The sequence below is a fragment of the Alkalihalobacillus deserti genome (assembly GCF_020734105.1).
Lineage (GTDB): Bacteria > Bacillota > Bacilli > Bacillales > Bacillaceae_D > Halalkalibacter > Halalkalibacter deserti.
Genome location: NZ_JAJAFR010000015.1, coordinates 72,279 through 93,195, shown reverse-complemented (window position 1 = coordinate 93,195; position 20,917 = coordinate 72,279). Strand labels below are relative to the sequence as shown.

16 protein-coding genes and 1 pseudogene are annotated in these 20,917 nt (G+C 38.3%); 8 read left to right on the top strand and 9 right to left on the bottom strand.

Annotated features, from left to right (window positions below; all coding sequences use genetic code 11):
- Positions 1-1,806 (bottom strand): Ig-like domain-containing protein (locus LDX58_RS19850; RefSeq protein WP_227938706.1); only part of this gene is annotated, 1,806 nt, incomplete at its 3' end.
- Between the two features lie 307 nt (positions 1,807-2,113).
- On the opposite strand from LDX58_RS19850, the gene LDX58_RS19845 reads away from it, so the two are divergent.
- Both LDX58_RS19845 and LDX58_RS19840 read left to right on the top strand, forming a co-directional pair.
- The gene (locus LDX58_RS19845; protein ID WP_227938704.1) at positions 2,114-4,111 is read left to right on the top strand and encodes an InlB B-repeat-containing protein; all 1,998 of its coding nucleotides are present in this window, start codon (positions 2,114-2,116) and stop codon (positions 4,109-4,111) included.
- 17 nt (positions 4,112-4,128) lie between these two features.
- The gene (locus LDX58_RS19840) at positions 4,129-4,899 is read left to right on the top strand and encodes an SGNH/GDSL hydrolase family protein (protein ID WP_227938702.1); all 771 of its coding nucleotides are present in this window, start codon (positions 4,129-4,131) and stop codon (positions 4,897-4,899) included.
- 790 nt (positions 4,900-5,689) lie between these two features.
- Here the strand turns inward: LDX58_RS19840 and LDX58_RS19835 are convergent.
- The 3 genes from LDX58_RS19835 to LDX58_RS19825 form a co-directional block, all read right to left on the bottom strand.
- On the bottom strand, positions 5,690-7,147 hold the full coding sequence (locus LDX58_RS19835) for an Ig-like domain-containing protein (protein WP_227938701.1): 1,458 nt from the start codon (positions 7,145-7,147) through the stop codon (positions 5,690-5,692).
- Positions 7,148-7,176: 29 nt separating this feature from the next.
- Positions 7,177-8,922, bottom strand: coding sequence for a S8 family serine peptidase (locus LDX58_RS19830; protein ID WP_227938699.1), 1,746 nt, complete (start codon positions 8,920-8,922; stop codon positions 7,177-7,179).
- Positions 8,923-9,475: 553 nt separating this feature from the next.
- Positions 9,476-9,688: a hypothetical protein gene (locus LDX58_RS19825; RefSeq protein ID WP_227938697.1), complete on the bottom strand. Its 213-nt coding sequence runs from the start codon at positions 9,686-9,688 to the stop codon at positions 9,476-9,478.
- A 251-nt stretch (positions 9,689-9,939) separates the two neighbouring features.
- Here LDX58_RS19825 and LDX58_RS19820 point away from each other — a divergent pair, with 251 nt between their 5' ends.
- The 6 genes from LDX58_RS19820 to LDX58_RS19795 all read left to right on the top strand — a co-directional run bounded on the left by LDX58_RS19820 (position 9,940) and on the right by LDX58_RS19795 (position 14,823).
- Positions 9,940-10,704 carry a GDSL-type esterase/lipase family protein gene (locus LDX58_RS19820; RefSeq protein ID WP_227938694.1) on the top strand — a complete coding sequence of 255 codons (765 nt, stop codon included), beginning with the start codon at positions 9,940-9,942 and terminating at the stop codon, positions 10,702-10,704.
- A 232-nt stretch (positions 10,705-10,936) separates the two neighbouring features.
- Entirely contained in the window at positions 10,937-11,113 is a 177-nt protein-coding gene (locus LDX58_RS19815) for a hypothetical protein (RefSeq protein WP_227938693.1), read from the top strand.
- 470 nt (positions 11,114-11,583) lie between these two features.
- Positions 11,584-11,907: a hypothetical protein gene (locus tag LDX58_RS19810; protein ID WP_227938691.1), complete on the top strand. Its 324-nt coding sequence runs from the start codon at positions 11,584-11,586 to the stop codon at positions 11,905-11,907.
- Between the two features lie 548 nt (positions 11,908-12,455).
- A complete protein-coding gene (locus tag LDX58_RS19805; protein ID WP_227938690.1) occupies positions 12,456-13,346 on the top strand; it encodes a hypothetical protein in 891 nt (296 codons plus the stop codon).
- A 248-nt stretch (positions 13,347-13,594) separates the two neighbouring features.
- On the top strand, positions 13,595-13,912 hold the full coding sequence (locus LDX58_RS19800; RefSeq protein WP_227938688.1) for a helix-turn-helix domain-containing protein: 318 nt from the start codon (positions 13,595-13,597) through the stop codon (positions 13,910-13,912).
- Between the two features lie 416 nt (positions 13,913-14,328).
- Positions 14,329-14,823: a competence protein ComK gene (locus LDX58_RS19795; RefSeq protein ID WP_227938687.1), complete on the top strand. Its 495-nt coding sequence runs from the start codon at positions 14,329-14,331 to the stop codon at positions 14,821-14,823.
- 289 nt (positions 14,824-15,112) lie between these two features.
- On the opposite strand, the gene LDX58_RS19790 is transcribed toward LDX58_RS19795, so the two are convergent.
- From LDX58_RS19790 to LDX58_RS19775, 5 genes and pseudogenes are all read right to left on the bottom strand, one after another.
- The gene (locus LDX58_RS19790) at positions 15,113-16,531 is read right to left on the bottom strand and encodes a hypothetical protein (RefSeq protein ID WP_227938686.1); all 1,419 of its coding nucleotides are present in this window, start codon (positions 16,529-16,531) and stop codon (positions 15,113-15,115) included.
- Between the two features lie 103 nt (positions 16,532-16,634).
- Positions 16,635-19,022 (bottom strand): Ig-like domain-containing protein, encoded by a 2,388-nt coding sequence (locus LDX58_RS19785; RefSeq protein WP_227938685.1) that lies wholly within the window; start codon positions 19,020-19,022, stop codon positions 16,635-16,637.
- 261 nt (positions 19,023-19,283) lie between these two features.
- A complete protein-coding gene (locus LDX58_RS27055) occupies positions 19,284-19,625 on the bottom strand; it encodes a YwzD family small protein (protein WP_504753306.1) in 342 nt (113 codons plus the stop codon).
- 577 nt (positions 19,626-20,202) lie between these two features.
- Positions 20,203-20,430: pseudogene (locus LDX58_RS19780) on the bottom strand (transposase); the annotation flags it as partial.
- Positions 20,430-20,645, bottom strand: coding sequence for a magnesium chelatase subunit ChlI family protein (locus LDX58_RS19775; protein WP_227938684.1), 216 nt, complete (start codon positions 20,643-20,645; stop codon positions 20,430-20,432). The gene LDX58_RS19775 and the pseudogene LDX58_RS19780, both read right to left, overlap by 1 nt.
- Between the last annotated feature and the right edge of the window lie 272 nt (positions 20,646-20,917).

The following is a 20,917-nucleotide window of genomic DNA, read 5'->3' as shown; positions in this document are numbered from 1 at the left end:
TTCACTTACATGTCCTGCTTCATCCGTTGCGGTCACTTCGACTTGCGTTCCTGCCGCTTGTTTTGCAATTTCTACATGATAGGTTCCATCTGCCTTTACAACAGCGCTTCCTAGCACGTTTTCTCCTGCTTTAACCGTTACCGTGGATCCTGCTTCTGCTTGCCCGGTTACGGCTGTTGATTGGTCTGTCACTTCATCGACTTCTGGCGTTTGAGGAAGAGTTACAGATGTAAGTGACAACTTACTCAAGCTGAATTCTTGGGCAAAGACATCTTTACCATTAATGATGAATGTATTATTTCCATCTTCCATATCTCTATTTATTTTAAATTCACCTGCACTGTTAGCTGTTACAGATGTTTCATTAATACTCACTTCAAAACCCGGTACTGTATAACCAATAATATCGACGCTTTGCTTTGTAACAACACTCTCGTCACTTGGTTCAATGATCGTTAATGGAGGTGCAGGGTATTGCGAAGCACTTACTACTAACCCACTTAAGCTGGCACTTCCACTCCCATCAATCACTCCAAAGTTTGGATAATTAAGGTCACCAGAAAAAACACTATATTTATTCGCATAAACAGTTTTAGAAACATTAATATTTCCGTTATTAGTCAATGTTCCATATACAATTAAACCTTCATTAAATGACGCACTTGCTCCAGAATTAACAGTCAGTGTTACATGCGGTGCAATAATAACGGTCTTATCATAGCTCTGTGAATCAGTTAATGTTTCATTTCCAGTGATTATGTAAAAATCTTCAAACTTCTTAGATTCCTGAGTGGTAAGAAATTCAAAAGAGTAATCTTCTACTAATTCATTATTAGCTACATCCCTAACTGCACTTTTGGGAATAAAAACCGTATACGTACTATTAAAATCTAAAGCTTCACTAGATTTGATCGATAACACGTGGGAATCGACGGTTAGTTCTATATCCATTAAACCTGAGACACTGATTGAATTAAACTCTGGTCCTCGAACGATCGCTTCATTAAAAGTAATCTTTATCTCATTCGGTACTTTTTTACTTACCACCCCACCCTGAGGTAACGTCTCACTGACTAGTGGCCCAGATATATCTGGTGTAGTAACTACATTTGTTGAAGAATTTATCTGTTCAACTGTATCTATTTTCACCTTTCTTACAGTTGGATCATCAATGACTATTTTTAGATTAGATGGTTCACCCGGCTTAACTGTACCCGCTCTATCCATCCAATTAAGAGAATCCACACTCATATGTTCAATTTCGTTATCTTGTCCATCATATGTAACAACATCCATCGTCAACATTTGATCTTGACTCAATCCATTCTCAATAACACCAGTAACAATAATCTGATGATCTTTTTGTATAACTCCAAAGCCAAGTAACTCTACCTCTGTACTATTCCCAGTTGCTTTGACATGAATTTTATTGATTTCAGCTTTGTTCTCTAAAGTTGCAGTAAAAGATTGAGAAGAACCTGCTGCTACTTGCACTCCTCCAAAAGTACCTTTACTGTAATCTGAAGCTACTTCGACTGGATTATTATTTTCATCTAATCCGACCGCCATAAGACCTATTACCTTTTTGGAAGTTGATTTATTCTCGACTGTACCTGTAACAGTAAGCTTACTTCCATCAACTGAGTAGTTTGCCTCTGTTACGACAACTCCCTCTTCTCTATCCTCAATAGATAATTCAATAGCGCTTTCAGCCAGAACTTTATCTCCCGCACTTAGAGTAACTAAAAGCGGCTGAATGATTAAAATTAAAGCCAAATAAAGCATAAAAACCTTTCTAAAATCCATATCCATTCTCCTAACTGAATTGTCTACCGGACTTTCAAACTAGATTAGTAGGCCGGTGCTCCTTCAATTATACTACAAAATTCACCATATTCTTTATCATTCTTGTAAAAAAGGGAATAATTAGGTTGTAAATAATCAACGATTCATTTCCTTTTTCTCTTTTCCATTTTTCTAGGCGACAAAATCTACTTTTTTTCTTCCTTCTATTCCGTTATTTGGCAGAGTCTATTATAATAGTAGGAACTTAGATCAACTACTTTTCTCTCATTTTAATAAACTGCTTTTAAGAAAAGAGGTACATATTTTCATGTCAAAGAAAATCTTCCTTCCTTTAATTAGTTTCATTTTAGTCATTGTGATTGGCGCAGTTGTGTTCTTTCCTTTTCAATCAAGTGGTCAAATTAGTAAGCTTGAACAAGTTGCGAAAAATTCTTTTGAACAAGCCGATTTCGAAAGCAGCATTGAATACTACAAGGAAATATTAGAGCTCGATCCTACTCATATTCAGGCTAGAATTGGGTTAGCCAATAGTTACCAAGGAATTGCTAGACTAGACCTTGCTGAAGAAACTCTTCTGGAAGGGATTCAACTTACTTCTGCTGAACCTCTTTTTTATTCTCAGTTGTCAAAGCTATATTTGAACCAATCTGATATCTTGTCTGCTTTAACCATTTTGGAACAAGGAATGGACAATACAGACAACGCTGAATTTAAAGAAGAATTTGAAACCTTTTTATCTCAAATTAAAATTGAAATCGAGCGACCTTTTATTCAAAAAGGTTTCGAACGACTCATCCATTTTGTATGGTCGGATGATAAAGGAAGAATCATTCCCTTAGAGGCTGAGTGGAAAATCTCTGATACTAAAATCGCAAGCCTTCAGACAGTTGAAAACGAAGAAACCACTCTGAAAGGACTTACATCTGGTTCCGTAATCGTAACAGCAACGGCTCAAGAGCTAACACGGGAACTGGAGATTGAGATTAAAGAACAAGTAGTGGAAGAGATGGATTGGACGGTATCCGAGGAACCTATTCTTGGACTTAATCAAGAAATTGAACTTAAAATTAGTGCCTTTGACTCAAATAAGCAACCCGTTGACATTTCTCCTGATTGGACGTTAAAGGAAAAGTTAGGTAAACTCACCCCTGGAGAAACCAATACGGCTGTTTTTACCGCCCATAATGAAGGGGTTGAAACCATTTACGCTGACTATGATGGGTTACAGATCTCTATCGACATAAGAGTAGCTGGCGAGAAGAAAACGCTAGTGACAACAACTTCCGGTGAAGGTACAATAAAAACATTACCTCAAAAAGATGTTTACGAAACGGGTGAAACTATTCAAATTCAAGCTAAACCTGAACCAGGATGGACGTTCGTTCGCTGGGAAGGTGACCTAACAGGGACCACTCCTTCTCAGTCGGTTACAATGGATTCTCACCTAACGATTCGAGCTATATTTGAAAACGCGGAATCGACATATGCATTATTAGTGGCTACTTCTGGACATGGAAAGGTCTTAAGAAGTTCCCTGTCCGAAAACCTTCCCTCTGGTGAGTCGGTTACGTTGACAGCTCGCCCACAAGAAGGGTATGAGTTTGAAAGATGGACAGGTTCCGTTTCGAGTACCAATCCGACGATTACGGTTATAATGGATGATAATCTATCGGTACGTGCAGTCTTTAAGCAAAAAGGAACAAATCAAGCCACTACACCAGTAAATGAATCAACGACAGAACAACCAAAAGAAAACGATGAGGAATCACCTAAGAGAGTGGAACCTCCAAAAAACGATAAACATTCTTATCCGCTATCCATCTCAACTCGAGGTGACGGTTCCATTACTCGAAGTCAGCAAAATAACCAATACGAAGCTGGAACCTCATTAACGTTACGAGCTCAACCGAAGGATGGATGGAGTTTTATACGTTGGGAAGGTAGTTACACTGGAGCAACGAATCCATTAACAGTAACAATGGATCAAGCAAAATCTATCATAGCGGTTTTTGAAAAAAAGCCGACACAAACGTTTACATTACGTACATCTACCCAAGGACAGGGTTCTGTTAGAACGAATCCTAGTAGCTCTGTATTTGAATCTGGTACGATCGTCACTTTGACAGCTATTCCACAATCTGGATGGAAATTTACTGGTTGGAGCGGAACTTCCTCCATTAATAACCAGGTAATAACAGTTACTGTTAATAGCGATGTATCGTTTCAAGCCAATTTTGAACAAATCACAAACAACGATCCGGAGCCCGATCCAGAGGAAGATAAAAATGTAAATGATCAGTCTTAGAAAGGCGGCACATTCCCTTGAAATCTTTTCTTTATGTAAGCAGTATTATCGTTTCAATCGCAATTGTTATTGTCGGACACTTTTACTATCAGCAGAAGCTAGAGGCCATTGCAGCTGAGTCGGTTCCATTGACGCTTTCCACAAATCCTTCCCCTCCACTCACAACTCAGGAGGAAGAGAAAGTAGATGAGACCGCTGAATTAACTGGTTTACTAGGAACATGGTCAGAAGTACAAGATACCGTATCGATGACCGTCTTCGGTTCAACTTCTATTACTAATGATGAAGATCCAAGCACATCTTGGCCCGTTCTTTTTGAATCAACCATTAATAACGTTTCAAGTTCATCTTTTGAAGTAACTTTAATTGATGTAGAAAGAACCACTTCTATCGATGTATTACAATCAGACTTTCTAGATCAAGTCATTGCTAGCCAACCTGATGTCCTTTTATTTGAACCCTTTTTCTTAAATGATAATGGGCAAATTAGGCTTGAAGATTCATTAGATGCACTAGACATCATGATGGAACAATTAAAGCAACAACTTCCTGAAACAGAAATTGTCTTGCTACCAGCAAACCCGCTAAACAGTACCGGTTTCTATTTGTCACAGGTGGACCAATTAGAACAATACGCTTTAGAGAATGAATATATCTACGCGGACCACTGGCAGTTTTGGCCTTCGACTGAAGATACTGACCTTAACAACTATATTGAAAACGCCAGACCAAATGAAGCTGGACATGTATTATGGGCTGAAGCGATGTTTGAAGTTCTAAGTCAATAAGCAAACAGGCAGCTATTTATTAGCTGTCTGTTTTTGATTTGTTGCAAAAAAAAGCCTCAAAAACTGAGGCTTTTCTTCCTTTTATTCGTTATCATACACTCCAACACTTATTTAACTTAATTTTTGACCTGTACCAGTAGTAATACCAATCACTTATATGATACTCCTCTAATGGCTCAATTAAGATGGATAATTACTTAGAATCATGCCTATCACGCCATAAGGATAGCTCTACTTACAGTCATCGCTCCTATCTAATTCATAAGGAGCCTAGATTGCCTTTCCTTTCCTTTCCTCAAAAATCTTAACCATCATGCATATTTCCCGATTTTTGTAGAAAAATACAAAAAAAAGGGGTGAAGTAATGAATACGCTGTTTAATCAGGTTTGGAAGGTAGTTAGCTTATTTGACCATAAAGGCTTCCTCTTTGATAAAAGTCTCAAATGGTATACATTCATTCAGAAAAACCATTCGTTTTCATCTTCATGTAATTGGTTAGGCGCCGTGATCGAATTAGTATAGACACAATTGGGCATGAAAAAGCGTTGTAGTAGGAATTGCAAATAACCTCTTCCTTTTCTCTTGTTCCTCATCAACGCTTTTTAATTAGTCAAATAATCACTCTCCAACTTCTCCTTTCATATGGAAAAATCTAATAACAACTCGTTGACTTCTCTAGTATCCACTCAAACAATTCCTCAAACTAAATTCTAAGTCTTGCAAACATCGAGCGCGTTAACACCCGATCTCATTTTCAGCTATACCATTTCCTTAACAGTGCTTAGCTAACTAATTTTTAATCGTAAACTCCATTTTGACGTTTTCGTTAAGTATGCTACCGTTTTCCGCTTTAATGTCTTTTATCCACATTGTATACGTATTACCTTGTTCATAATCTTTAACTGGAGCTAGTTGCACGATTGAATTATTCTTTGTTCGGTCAATAATATATAACATTGGTAAGATATTACCCTCTTCATCTGTAATGTATATATTCTTTTGAATAATAGTGGAGATATCTAATGAGAGATTATATTCAACCTGCCACGTTTTATTTACCTCAACATCAAAATTAGGCTCCCATTGTTCAAAGTCGTCTTCCTTGCTCACATTAACTGAAACGGATGCATGCTTTCCTCCATCAGCAGTAATAGCAGTTATAGTTGTTCTTCCCTCACTAACAGCGCTAATCTTACCACCTTGATCAACCGTAGCAATAGAAGGGTTATTACTAACCCATGAAATGGTTTGATTTGTAGCGTTATTAGGTGCAATTGTTGTACTGACTGTTTTAGAAGATCCTATTGTTAATTCTATTTCACTTTCGCCAACGCTGATTGACTCTACGGGGATATTTCGTTCTGATACCGTTACTATTATACTATCTGTCTTTTGCCCATCTGCAGTTGTAACGATAATATTTGTCGTTCCGCTCCCTACTGCTGTTATCATTCCTTGGTTATCCACTGTAGCAACTGAACGATTACTGCTTGACCATGTAACATCTTTATTAGTTGCATTACTCGGCTCAATAGAAGCTGTTACATTCTTTGTTTCTCCTACTTTTAAATCGGTATTATCCTCATTTATTACGACATAGCTTACAGGCACATTCGTTGACCCTGCTGTCATATAAGGTTGAATTATATATGGTTCATCTACTAATAAATACTTATATTCACTCGTTTGTAAAACTACTATGTAATAGGTGCCCGGTGTAACATACTGACTTAAAGCCTGAGCTTCCGAATCTGGACCTACAAACAAAGAGCTTCCTGCCAAGAAATTTTCATCTGTATCATATAAAAGAATTCCAAGATATTCGCTATAGTTAGCGTAGCTCCCTAGAACCCCCACGATGTTAAGTTCACCAGCTTGCGTAATAGTTAACTCGTAATAATCGAGGTCATAGTAGTTATCGGTTATTAAACCATATACATAGCAATCTAATGAAACCCTATCCGCTAAATTACGATCATTGTTTGGTTCTATCTCATAATTCTCACAAACACCTAACTGGCTTTTCTCTTTATCTGAGCTACTAGAAAGCTCATGTAATACTTGTGTTGTATTTTCTAGAGAAGCTTTATTCTCTGTTAAACTTTGTTCTGATTTATGTTCGTCATAGCTTTCAACTAAATTTAGATAACTTTCATTTAAATGGCTTTCTCCAAATACACTTGCTTGCCAGAATACAGATATTGCCATGACAAAAGTTAGTGCCGATAAAAACGTTTTCAGCCTCAATTTAAAATTCCCCTTTTTCACTACATAGATTAGTTGACGGTAAATTCTAATAAGATACTTTCTTTTACTGAAACACCACGATTAGAGAGTAGTCCGTCATTTATAAATAAGTAATATTTACTTTTTAGATATGGTTGTAAAGGTGTTACTTCTATAGTATTTTCAACTTGTTTAATGTTGGTATCGATCAAATTCCCCAAATCATCAAAAATATAAATGGTTTGCTCATTAACAGAAGCAGAGTCTAGCTTTTGATTTAATTCGATCGTCCAAGTTTTATTAGCTGCCACATCGGTATACAATCCCCAGATTCTATCAGGTTTTAAAACTGTAACAGCAGTCACAGCTGTTTTTCCGCCATCTTCTGTTATAGCTATAATGTTAGCCTCGCCCTCCCCTACAGCGACTAGATTCCCGAGCGAATCAACAACTGCCACACTTGGATTACTCGACACCCAAGAAATAGTTTGATTTGTTGCATTTGTCGGTGAAACTTCAGCTAGTAACTTTTCCGAATGTCCAAACTGAAGATGAAGGGCAGTTCTATTTAAAGACAACTTTTCAACGGGAACCGAATGGGAATTAGCAATTTGCTTTATCGCCAGAAGAAAGTTTACCGTTTGATCGTTCTTTTGAGGTTGTTTTAAGAGTGATTCATTTGAGTTAGTAAGGATGTCCTTGATTTCACTTAAATCTAATGAAGGCTCTATAGCTAATAACGCTGCAACGATGCCTGATACAATAGGTGACGAAAAGGATGTACCATCAACATAGGCATAAGAATTATTTTTGGAAGCGACGTAGATCTTTTCACCTGGTGCTAGAAAATCGACTTTATCATTACTGTTTGAAAATGATGAAAGTGTCCCGTCCCTTGAAGTAGATCCTACTGAAATAACGTTATTGTACGAGGCTGGATAAACATAAGACGAGTTTCCATTATTACCAGCTGCAGCAATAACAATAATGCCTTTATTTATAGCCTTTTGTATCATTTCATTTTCAATATCTGAGTATGTATTGCTCCCAAGGCTTAAATTAATCACGTCAACTTCTTTTTCGATTGCATAATTGATTGCATTTAATACATCAGAAAGATAACTTACTCCCTTATAATCTGCTGTTTGTAATGGAAGGATTTTCACATCTAACGCACCTACAACACCTGAGATACCTATACTGTTATTTGTCTTTGCAGCTATGACACCAGAAACAGCTGTTCCATGACCATTTAAATCATATACTTCATTACTATCTAAGATAAAATTATACCCGTCATCATCAATCCTATTTTTTAAATCTTCATGTGTTACATCAATACCAGAGTCAATTACAGCTACGGTGATTGATTCTTCTTGAGTCGTTTTTTCAATTTCACTCCATGCTTCTTCAGTCATAATGGAATGCAGTCCCCATTGCTTTGCATAATATGGATCATTTGGAGAGTTATTAAGTATATATAATTTTTTATTTTCTTCTAGATGAATAATGGAATGATCATTTCGTAGCTCTTCTGTCTGTTTTAATTTCATTAACTGGAAATCTCCCGTTAATTCTTTAGTAACATTACTAGCTTGTATTCCCGCTCCTTTAGAACCATACCAAGCGATATAACCGTTCTCACGATTCTTCATTAGCTCCTGTTCGGTTTTTATTTTTTCTTCAAACCCACTTCCATTAACGGAGTCAGTAGACAAAACCATTAAGAGCATTACTAGCAAAAGTAAACTAAAGGAAAAGTGCCTTTCCTTATACAAAAAAACATAATATTTCACCTAAATGAATCACCCCTAATACCCTATAATGATACTAAATTAGCATTAACATTGATTGGCATAAACCCACTATTTGTACATCCATATAAATAATACCACAACTTTCTTACTAGTAGATATGGGAATTTCCTATTTATTAACAATTTACCGTTATCATAACTATATTAACAACAAAAAATGCAATGGATTTAACAATAAAGGATTTAGGACGTTTAAATGACGTATGAATTGGCATACGTCATTTTTTTGCTGAATAAGACTGTTTTTGCTTTTGGACGGTAATGAATAGGAATATGTCCTTGACAAGACCTTTGAAGGACATAACCTCCTAAGTGTAGTAAGGTGCTCTGACTCGTTTGCCTCAAACATTTTTACCTCCTAAACATGTAATCTCCAGTTCTCATTATATATCTAATAGCTGGCTAAATTAACATATTTTCTCGTTTTTTTTACACAATTCATTCCATTTTTAAATAAAAATAACTCCGACAAGATCTAACTTATCGGAGTCTCAAAAACTTATGAACAAGTAAGACGATAAATGGTCGACTCTTTAATGACTAACCATAAATTCCATCATCACGTTTTCTTTTAAAACCTGGCCTGATTCTGACCTAATCCCATCACTAATATACAGGTAATAAGATTCATTCACTTGATAATCAGATGAAGCTTTCACTTCAATCGATTGACCATCCGCACCTACTGTTGCTTCTGTTTCTAGTAAACTCCCTTCACTATTTGTTATGTAAACCGTTTCATTCAAGCGGCAATCCTTTAGCTAGTCATACATTTAGTTGTGACGGCGGGATTGAGATCGAACACGATTCGATCCTCTCTCGTTGTTTATTATTTACTAGCCCTTATTTTTAATATTCAACTAGCGACAATTTGGCGGGACACCCCCTATTAGTCAAAAGGATAAAATTCTTTTTGACCCCTCTCTCCGTTCGACACCCTCCTTCCATTATCTTCTCTATAATAAAACCTGAGTTTCATATTAAAGGAGGAATTTTATTGAAAACAGTCATCCGATCGCTCACTTTGCTCTTGGTGCTCACACTCTTATTTTCCACAAATGCGTTAGCCAAAAACGAAAACGCCAAACTATCACTGGTTGCCTTAGGTGACTCAATCCCTTACGGCTACAATTTAGGCCATAACAACAATGCCTCTACTTCCAAATACGCCTACCCTTACTTAATCGGAAATGATGCCGACATGCGCGTCCGCAACCTTGCTGTTCCAGGATGGCAAACCGGGCATATGCTAAACGCGCTTCAAACTGACCAAAAATACCGCCAAGCTATCAGCCAAGCAGATTACATTACTCTTACGATTGGAAATAATGATTTGCTTCTAGCACTAAATACAGCTTGGGAATTAAGCGGCAAAGACCTTCAAAGCCTTCCCGACCATCTCAATGCACAGATTGCTACTGCTGGGGTTAAACTTGCCACCAACCTTCCAGCTATTATTAGTGAAATTCGCTCACTGACAGAGGCACCCATTATCTTTTACAATGTCTATAATCCTTTTCAAATCAGTAACCCTCTTTACCCTGTAGCGGATAATGTCTTACCTGGAATTAACTATCAACTCAACGCACTCGTTGCTGGACCGTTCCAGCCTTATCAAGATATAGTCATCGCCGACGCTTATAGTGCATTTGGCATCAAACAAGCTGAATTTGTAATAGCTGGTGATATTCACCCTACAAAAGCAGGACAGGAAAAGCTCGCGGAAATCGGACTTTCAGAGCTAATGCAGTTTACCAACTAAATAGAATAAAAAGCTGAGTCTTTCACCCGGACTCATAAGATCAATCTATCGAAAAAATCTTACAAACTTCGAGGAGTGACTGGCACGCAATCTAATCTTACCAACCACAAATTGAAGACTTGCTTCCGGTCATCATCAAAGCATTCAAGGAAACCCTTTTTTGTTATAAGCGAAATTCAATTCGAAACGCTTTTACCCCATACTTTTACGCGACGACTTATAGATTACTAACATGGAAAAAAGAAAGGTCGCAAAAGGTGCGAAAACTCATTCAGGTTGGTTTGATTATGGCGGGCTCAAAGACTCGGAAAACTCGATTTCTCTCCCCTATGACGTTACTCCTTCACAGCATGAAAGAGAAGAATTCGTACCTACATTTTCAGAGACGACAGCTATTCTTCATGTGTAATTCCAGAAAAGAATTCTTTCATACCAGAGAGTTCAATGCCCTATTAAATGAGTAGGGTTCTAGAGCCAGAATTCTCTTAAAAGTTTTCAACAATACGTTACAAATTTAGACATCCCTCATAAACCTCTTTATCTTACTAGTTATGCAGTTATCTGTTGTTTTATGAAATCCTCCCCCAATTACCTTGTATAAGAAGGTCGATAAATGTAAAACGATTACAAAAGGGGATGGGCTTATTTTGTAGAACTCATTGGTTAGATAACGGATTGCAAAACTAGAGTTTATAAAAACGGAGGGTGAATGTTATGTTTAAAATATTTGATATACTCAAAATAAAAAGTAATAAGCAAGATATATGTGAGAGAAAGCTTATAAGGATTATGAAATGTCTAAACGTTTCCTATTTCGATTATAATTGGGACCGCAGCAGTTGTTATATTGAATTTCGCTATCAGGATGTCTTGTACAGAATGGAACACTCAGTGGAAAAAGCAAATTCCAAAGGTGCTCAAGTGTTAAGAAGTGGATCTGATAGTTTAATGGAGTTGGTTGAAACGCTAGAAGATCTGTGTCAAATCATTGAAAGAGGAACTTATAAACTCGACACTTGGCTATCTGGCATGAAAAAATCCATCTTAACGGAAAAGACCCCTATTTTAGAAGATGCTCAAGTAAGAAACAAGTCATTAGTGAAACAAAAATATATAAATGAGGAGTTTATTATAGCTGCCCCGCAATCCTCGCTAATCGATTTTGACCGACATAAGGTTAGTCAACGACCTGTCGGTAAGTAGAGGGTTGGTTGAAGAAAAACTCAACCGAACGCCTGATTGAGAGGCGTTCTTTTTTGATGGCGTAAAGCCCGGTGTCTGACCCTTTCAGTATCACGAGAGTAAATTGCAAAAGTTAAGAGAGTATTAGAACATACATGGAAAATAGCCACCTGCCTTTTATAAGTAAGGCAGTGTGGCTATTTCTTTTAATTCATGCTTTTATTACAGTTTTATACAAATCTTAGGTAGTGACAGGTACTCAATACCGTGATTTCAGCCGGAAGATAATCGGACAGCTTTTCTTTTGTTTGTAATTTTTATTTCGGTTCCGTTTCCATTTTCGAGGATTGACAGGTACCTCCCCCTCGCATCCCCAAAACTACACCATTTCCACAAAACCACCTTCACTCCCACTCCCATTCTTGCAAAACGGCTAGATCAAACTTCAAAAACCATACCTATTCACCTTACCAAATATCCTTTTTTCACATATGACGGATCGTAAAAACTCCATTATGGTAGAGCTACCAGCGAGAAAAGGCACAACTTCTATCTAAGGAGGCTACCAAATGAAGCCAGGTCAAATAGCGCAATTCGCACACTTAAGTCCGTTTGAAACGGTGAAGGAATTCAATGAATCGATGAAACAAGCCCGGTATCTACACGGACATCATTTCACAAAAGGAGAACACGCCGCTTTGTTCACGCTCGCACAGTTTAGTGTCAAACATATTGGTGTTTGTCATGCACGAATTGATAAGCTAGTTCAGGCCTCACAAACAAAGAAACAAGCCCGCTCGACCTTTGAACGCATGCTTAGAAAAGCAAAAAAGTACAACATTCTTTCTGTCCACCACACGATTAGAGAAAAAGGTGGTTACTCTCATAACGTCTATATCTTCCACCGATTTGATGGAGCGATTTTGACCGACCGTAAAAAGCTCTCAACTCCAACACCAGCAATCACTCCAACCACAAATCAACCATCCGAAACTAGGTCTTTCAAATCTTTAAATTCTTCTAAAACTATAAAAGATCATTTAATACAAGAGATACGTATAGAATCATTAGAATCACTCGATTTCACTTTTGTTCCTTCTTATGTTCCAGAACCTTTTGTCACAGCGGTTAAACCTTTTCTCAACAAAGCAAAGGAGATTTGTAGCTTATGGGATCGAGCACGGATAGCTCACCGTAATAATCAACTAAAACAACCGATTGATGTACAGGTCTATACTGTGATTCAAGCGTTCAAAGAATCCATCTACCAGTTGAAAAGCAATCAAATCAAAACAAGCTTCACTCCCTATTTCTACGGGACGGTGAATAAGTTGTTCTATATTGAAAAAAGAAAAGAAAATCCAGTTATCGAGCATTGGAATTGGTTAGATGAGAACCATGCACGGATTAAGAGTGAGTCTTTTCTTACATGGCTATCAGGAGCACAGACAGGTAGCTAGCTTACTAACAAGTAACATCCAGCATCTCCCTACGATAATAGCATGAGGAGGTTAGGTGAAGTAGGGTTTATCGAATGGCAAGGAGAGAAAAGCAATACCTGACGAGTAGAATGTTTTCTCAGGCAATAAGCATGAACACACGAAAAAAATATTTATCCAAATATCCAAAATATGTCATTATGTCTACTATAGTACGTCGCTAATCTCTTTTATTTGACTGAAGATTGTTTTAAAAAGGAGATTGGCCATTGAATAGAAGGGACAACATAGAAAAAGAGATTGAACAAGAAAGAAAAGTCTTACAAGAGGAGATAGATAAAGAGGTCGGTAAAATCGTTAGAGCGCTTCGCAAACAGAATAACTTCTCACGTGTTGATTTAGCTTACAAAGTAGGCATCTCCCTTGCTCATATGGGGAAAATTGAACGAGGGGAAGTCACGATGAGTCATCAAATCTCCCTTTATTTCAGCTCTCTGTTTGGATCTGCTTATGACCGTGCCTTAGCCAATCCAAAAAGCGAGATAGAAGATTTCTTAAGAAAACATGAGTTCTATGATAAGGGCTAACACACCCCTGTCACCCTATAAATTTCTCTTAATCCTAGAATGCTTACTAGAACAACCTACAAAAAAGCTTCGATCGATGCCCAAAAACATCCACCTCTTTGCAACCCTCACAAATGTAACTCCAACTCAGATAAAAACATCCGTCCAATTGATCCAGAAAGTCTATTAGAGAGGAGCAGCTCTGACAGTAGGCGAGCCGCTGTCCATCACTATCCGCATGTCTAGAGCAAAATAACACACTCAATCTCTAATAAAGACGGCTGCTCCTATCTAATACTTAAATCAGCTCTTCAAAAAAGTAAGCATACGACCTATTATCCTCCCCCAATTCACATGAAAGGAGTTGATTTTCTTCTCATATCTTCAATTAGCCAATCTCAATGTTGTGCCATTAAAAAGTAGAGGAGTCTATGCCAATGACCAAACATGTATTAAATGACTATGAAATCAGTAAAGATACGCTTGCCCTGATACCTGCGAAACACGTAGACTACTACACCATTGTCATTGAGAAAGATCAACAACTATATGTGAAAAAGACCACACGCCAATTAATTGAACCCGCTTGCTTAGAAGGCGGTGCCAGCTATGAAGGCCGCCGAGATGCTGTAAGCCATCAAATTGGCGTGCGAAACAAAGTTCCGATTCCGATTAACCCACGCGAAGACATCTATGCCTTCCCCACTCATTCACCAAAGCAATTCGAATGCAGCTGGATCTTCTTTCACCATATCAAATCCATTAAACCCCATCAAAAAGCAAGTAACCAATCAATTGTGACGTTTAAAAATGATCAACACCTATCCATTAATGTTTCCTTTAGTACCCTTGAAAGGCAAATGCATCGCACCTCTTTTTGTATTGTCCGTTTCTCGGGTCGCTTTGATCCTCCGCGCTTTTTCGGGGCGTAAGCGTATCAGGGCCTTAGACTAACGATGTTGTCACCCTTTCATTGGAGGAGATGACAAGGGTGACGACATATGGCTCAACTATTTTTTTAAAATTGATTGATACTAAAGAGATTGTTAAAATATTGCTTATATCGATAAAATCACCAAACAAAATCTAACAATATTCAGGTGATGACAGCGGTTCTCATCCATTGGGTTGATAGGTACTAACCCCTATAAAATATTTGCATGCGTGGTGCACCAACACTCGATCTTTTTACCCTTATCATTCCTAAATAATGTGAACCACCTAGTTACTGATCGTAAACTCCATTTTAACGTTTTCCTGAAGAAGTCTACCATTCTTAGCTTTAATGTCCTTTATCCACAGTATATACGTCTTACCTTGTTCATAAGCATTAACTGGAGCTAATTGTACGGCCGAATGGCTTGTTGTTCGATCAATTGGTACTATATTACCCTCTTCATCTGTAATGTATATATTCTGTTCAATGATAGTTGAAGGATCTAACGCGAGATTATATTCAACCTGCCAAACTTTATTTACATCAACATCAAACTTAGATTCCCACGATTTAAATTCGTACTCCGCTACAGGTTCTTCTATTGGCAAATCAATAAAACTGAAATTGCCCAACTCAAATTGGTCAGAAAAGTTCGATTTATAGAAAGCCGTTGTATTCCCCGAAGTGTCGTATATTGCTAACATAAATAATGTATACAGACCTAATTCGAAATGATCTGGAACTACATAACTTGCTTCAAACAAATGGGTTTCACTGTTGTAGTATAAGTCTACAGAAAACGTCTGATTGGTTATCGGCGATGAGTAATAGATATTTAAATAGCTAATACCAACAAGCTCAGGAGAGTCCACAGTGAATGTAATGGTTTCACCTCCTGTTACTTCTTTCTTACTCACATTTATACTTTCAATTAGATTTGCTGCATTTGTCCCGCTAACACTAAAGTCCCCGTTCTGAAACACATCAGCGTAATAAGAATGATAAAAAGCTGTTGTATTATTACCATCTTCATACGTATTTAACATAAAAAGCTTGTATGTTCCTGACTCTGTAATACTAGATATAGGAATATCCCCTTCAAATGTATCCGTTTCGGGATTGTAGTATAAGGAAACGGATAATGTTTGATTAGAAATGGGTGATCTAAAGTAAGAATTCAGATAACGGATTCCTAAATGCTCGGATGTCTTCAAACTCACCTTAACCGTATCCCCTGCTGTGACTTCCTTTTTATTTACACTTATGCTTTCAATTAATTCGATCCCACTTGTACCATTAACAAGAAATTCTCCGTCATCGAACTTGTCATATTCCGAGCTATAAATTGTCGTTATACTAGCTCCATATAGGCTTAACATATGTGGCTTATAATTTCCTGATTCGATGTAATCTGAAATTGGAATACTTCCTTCAAACGCTTTGGTTTCATCATTAAAGTTGAGACTGATCGTTATCCCCTTATTGGTTATCGGCGAAGTATAATAAAGATTCAGATAACGAAAATCCTGATACTCCTTAATTTTGATACTCACCTTAACGGTATCTCCCGCAGTGACTTCTCTCTTATCGATACTCATGCTTTCAATGGTTGGTTTTGTAACTTCTGCTAATACATAAACAGAATTCAATTGCACGAAGTTAAAGATTACGATGATTGCTGTTAAAAACGCTGTAAATCTCATGAGCCCTTCCGCCTTCCCCTACATTATCCTTTTTTTCTAATAAAAGGTTCCTGCCCCATTACGGTTTAACATTGGGGCAGGAACCTATAAAAGCCAGCAATCACTAATTGTCAGTTATCAAAAACTTCATGACAATCTGGTCTTGAATCAAACTTCCGGAAACAGACGTGAGGCCATCTGTAATATACAAATAATAAGACTGATTTATTTGATAGTTTTCTAGCGGTTTGACTTTGACCGACTTACTATCTTCTCCTAGTGTCAATTCCGTTCCCACGATTCTACCATCGGTTGTCGTTACATAGACAGCTTGATGATGGAGGGATTCGTCATTGACTTCTGAACTTAATGCGATTGTCCACTCTTTCGTGCGATCCTTAGACGTCTGCTGTTCCCATTGCGTCCAAACCGAACTTAATTGAACCGTTACTTCTGTCGCCAAACTACGATTCCCCGCTTCGTCTGTTCCTGTTGCCTTTAAGATCGACCCAGCATGTTGAACCGGTATCTCAACTTCAAAGCTACCATCCTCCCTTACAGTGGTGGTACCTATTACCTTATTTGAGCGTTCCACTTCTACAATAGAATTCGGTTCTGCCTGTCCCTTCACAACACGCATCTGGTCATGGATCTCATCTACTTCTGGCGCAGCTGGCGGGATCGTATCGACCACTTCCACCGGGAAAGATCTAGAGAGGTGATTGCCAAATACATCGACAAAGGTAAAGATTATGTTTTCTTTTGACCCAATATGAACATCCTTGATCTTAAAGGTGCCATTGCTCCGTACCTCTACTTGGCTCCCCTCTACATAGAGATCCATGATTGGCAAGGTCGCTCCTTCTATTGAAAAAATCCCGTCATGAGAAACAATATGATCTGCATAGATTTCAAGCGGCATTTCCTTTATCGGTTGGCTAGAAGCATTCATACTTCCAATACTGTTACTCCCACCGAGCATAAGAAAAGTCCCGTGGTATAATGTCGAATTTCCCCAACTAAATTGATTTGCATAAACAGTTCCAGTAACATTTAAATGACCAAAGTTCCGAACAGCCCCAAGAACATACATATTTCCTTCTACTGATACAGAACCATTGATCGTTAGAACGGCTTCAGGACCAACGTATACATCACCTTTAATCGTATTACTCGTCCAATTTTCATTTTGCAATAAGACAGTGTCCGCTAATGGTCGAATGCCTTCAACTGTTCGTGTGATCGCTTCACTTTCATGGCCAGCTTGATCAATAGCCAACACCTGTAGAACGGTTCCTGCATCTTGTTGAGGAATAGCTACAATAAATGACCCATCCTCACTAACTCCAACGGTTCCTATCATTTGATCTTCTACCTTAACGACTATTGTAGAATTCGGATCTGCCTGCCCGGTCACTTCTGTAGTTTGGTCCGTTACTTCTCCTACACTTGGTGCTTCCGGCGGCGTCACATCTACAACGATCCTCGTGATGACCTCACTTTTGTTTCCTACATTATCCGCCGCTACTATAGATACTTCTGTTCCTGCGTGCTGAAGGGGTACTTCTATTTGAAAATAACCGCCTTCCTCCACCATGGTACTTCCTAGTACACTTCCTTCAATCTTCACTTCCACGGTTGTACCCACTGGAGCCATTCCTGTTACTACCGTTGACTGATCTGTTATTTCGTTCACGATAGGCGCTTCTATAAAAGGTGGTTCCTCCACTTCTGGAGGACTTGGCTCCTCTTCTCCATGCGTTACAGTGAAATTGTATTCTGATGAAGGGGTTGAGTTAAAGGAACGGTTATTAGCATTATCATACATGACAATTTCTGCTATTTGCCATTCTCCTCCTCCATCGTATTCCTGTATGAAGTAACTCCCTCTCCATAACCCTGTGTTTGAATCCAGTTTTAGATAAATATAGCGCAGTGACGTACCGGATGGGGGCCTATATGTGACATATCCTTGCCTTACGCCCGACTGATCATCCGTTACCTCAGCTGTAAATTCAACCGTTTCTCCTACACCCGCTTTTTTAGGAGAAACGATTAAACTCTCTAACACAGGTGGGGTTATATCCCCCTCCTCGTTTTCAACTATAAAATTGTATTCTGATGATGGATTTGAATTAAATAAGCGATTATTAGCATAATCATACATGACAATTTCTGCTATCTGCCATTCTCCTCCTCCATCGTATTCCTGTATGGAGTAACTCCCTCTCCACAAACCTGTGTTTGAATCCAGTTTTAGATAAATATAGCGCAGTGACGTACTGGAAGGGGGTCTATATGTGACATATCCTTGCCTTACGCCCGATTGATCATCCGTTGCCTCTACTGTAAATTCAACCGTTTCCCCGACACCTACTTGTTTAGGAGAAACTTCTAAACTCTCTAATACAGGTGGGGTTGAGTCTCCCTCTGCCAATCCATTGATAGGTGGGAGGAGAAGGAGAACGATCATTATATAAACTAAGCATCTTTTCAATCTAGATCTCTTCACTTTCATCGTCCTCTCATTATTAAAAAAATAATCAACTCTACTATTTTAATAGTTTTTTACAATAAATTACACAATAAATAAAATAAAGATAATGGATATCACCCCAGAAGCACTTTTTGTCGCAAAGAACTCATGATCCACGACAGACTCCGCCTTACTTCTTATGTAACATTTATTAACATTACTGTAAGAATTGATGAGAGGTGATGAATAGTGCACTTTGAACTCTTACTAAATGCCATTTTAGGAGAAAGAGAAATTCTACACATCATAGAATGCCCTATCTGTAAATTTGAAGAAGTCTACTATAAAAACCCTGTCACCAACCAACAAATAGGCAGAGCGTGTTCTCACTGCCACTTCGTTCAGAAATTCAACTTTCAAGAACAAAAGCATTAGAAAAAAAGCTCTAAGCGACAAGACTTGCTTACAAGTACTGTTGCTTAGAGCTCTTCGATTACTGTTCGTTCTCACATACGGCTTTAAGAAGGTAACCATTTCCTCTACTAATTCTTTAGCATTTTCATTAGTAGATTCTGACCCTTTCTTATAGGCATCCTCTAGAATTTTGACCAACCGTTGTTGCTTTAAACGTTCGACCATAACGCAAAAGAGATTTGCACTCTCTTGGACCGTGCCTTAATGGCTTACCGCTCACTAAGATCTAAGAAACAACCGATTGAACACTTTCTTCCTACGATCATCCAAGCATTTAAGCAAACAGTCTATCTCTATAAGAACTACGCGATTTAAAAAGGCTTTGTCCCCTATTTCTATGGCACTGTGCACAAAATGTTGTATGAAGAAAAGCATCACATTGCGAATGAGAGGGACGCTTGGACAAAGTGGTTGGACGGGGACATCCCGCTCACTCCAGACCATACAACCTATGCTCCTCCGTTCTTCTTTTAATCGCAATGCGAACGTACCGCGGAGCAGGCACCGCAAAACGCCAAAAAAGTGTGGATAACCAATTCATTGAGAGAAATCATCTTCGTCACCCTTGTGGATATCAGACGTATTGTGGAAAAACCTCTGAATAAAGAGAGAGTTATACACTTATTGTTGATCAAATATCCTTTTCTCTATTCTTAACTAATCCACAGTCTTACAATAACACATTAAAGTTTTTCACTTTATCTGAGGCGAGACACCTGACTCTGGAAGGGACATAAAACTTAATTACTTTTGAAATGGACGCTTCTTGAGAGCGGAGTTGCAGATGGTAGTGATTCGTCATTAAGCAGTAGGATGCCAGTTCAAATGGAGTGGTTTGATAAAGTTGGTGCAGGATATGAAGGAAGGATTGAAAGTCAGTGGTGGAGCGAAAAAGCGGGTCACGGCGATTGCCTCTACTAACGATATGATAAAAACGACGAGGAATCCATATTCTTTTCGGGCGAGGCATTAGTTCTCCCTCGCTCTCAATGGGTCTTTTACTCCACTCGCTCGTCTTAATGTCATCGCCTTCCAGATGCTTTCGTCTGTTATCCGTGACTCTCCCTCTAAATCAGAAATGGTTCTTGCTAGACGAATCATCTTCACTTGGACGCAATTGCTCCATTGCTGCTTGGATGATACTTGAGTGATCATTTTTTGCTGATGGTCTGTTAATGGACTCACTTGTTGTAGTGTTCCAAGGAAACGTTAGTATTACACAGTTCTGCCTGATAACGATCATATTGCCTTTGTCTTGCTTGTTCCACTCTTTTTCTAATCATCAAAGATGACTCCCTTGGTTCAACAGGCTGATCGAGACTGACAGGGTTCAATGATAGTAAGATATCCATTCGGTCATAGATCGGTCCAGAAACTCGATTTAGATATGTTTCAGTCCTTTAGCTTTCTAAAAATACTTTATGGCTTATTATAAGAGAAATAAGAACATTACCAAT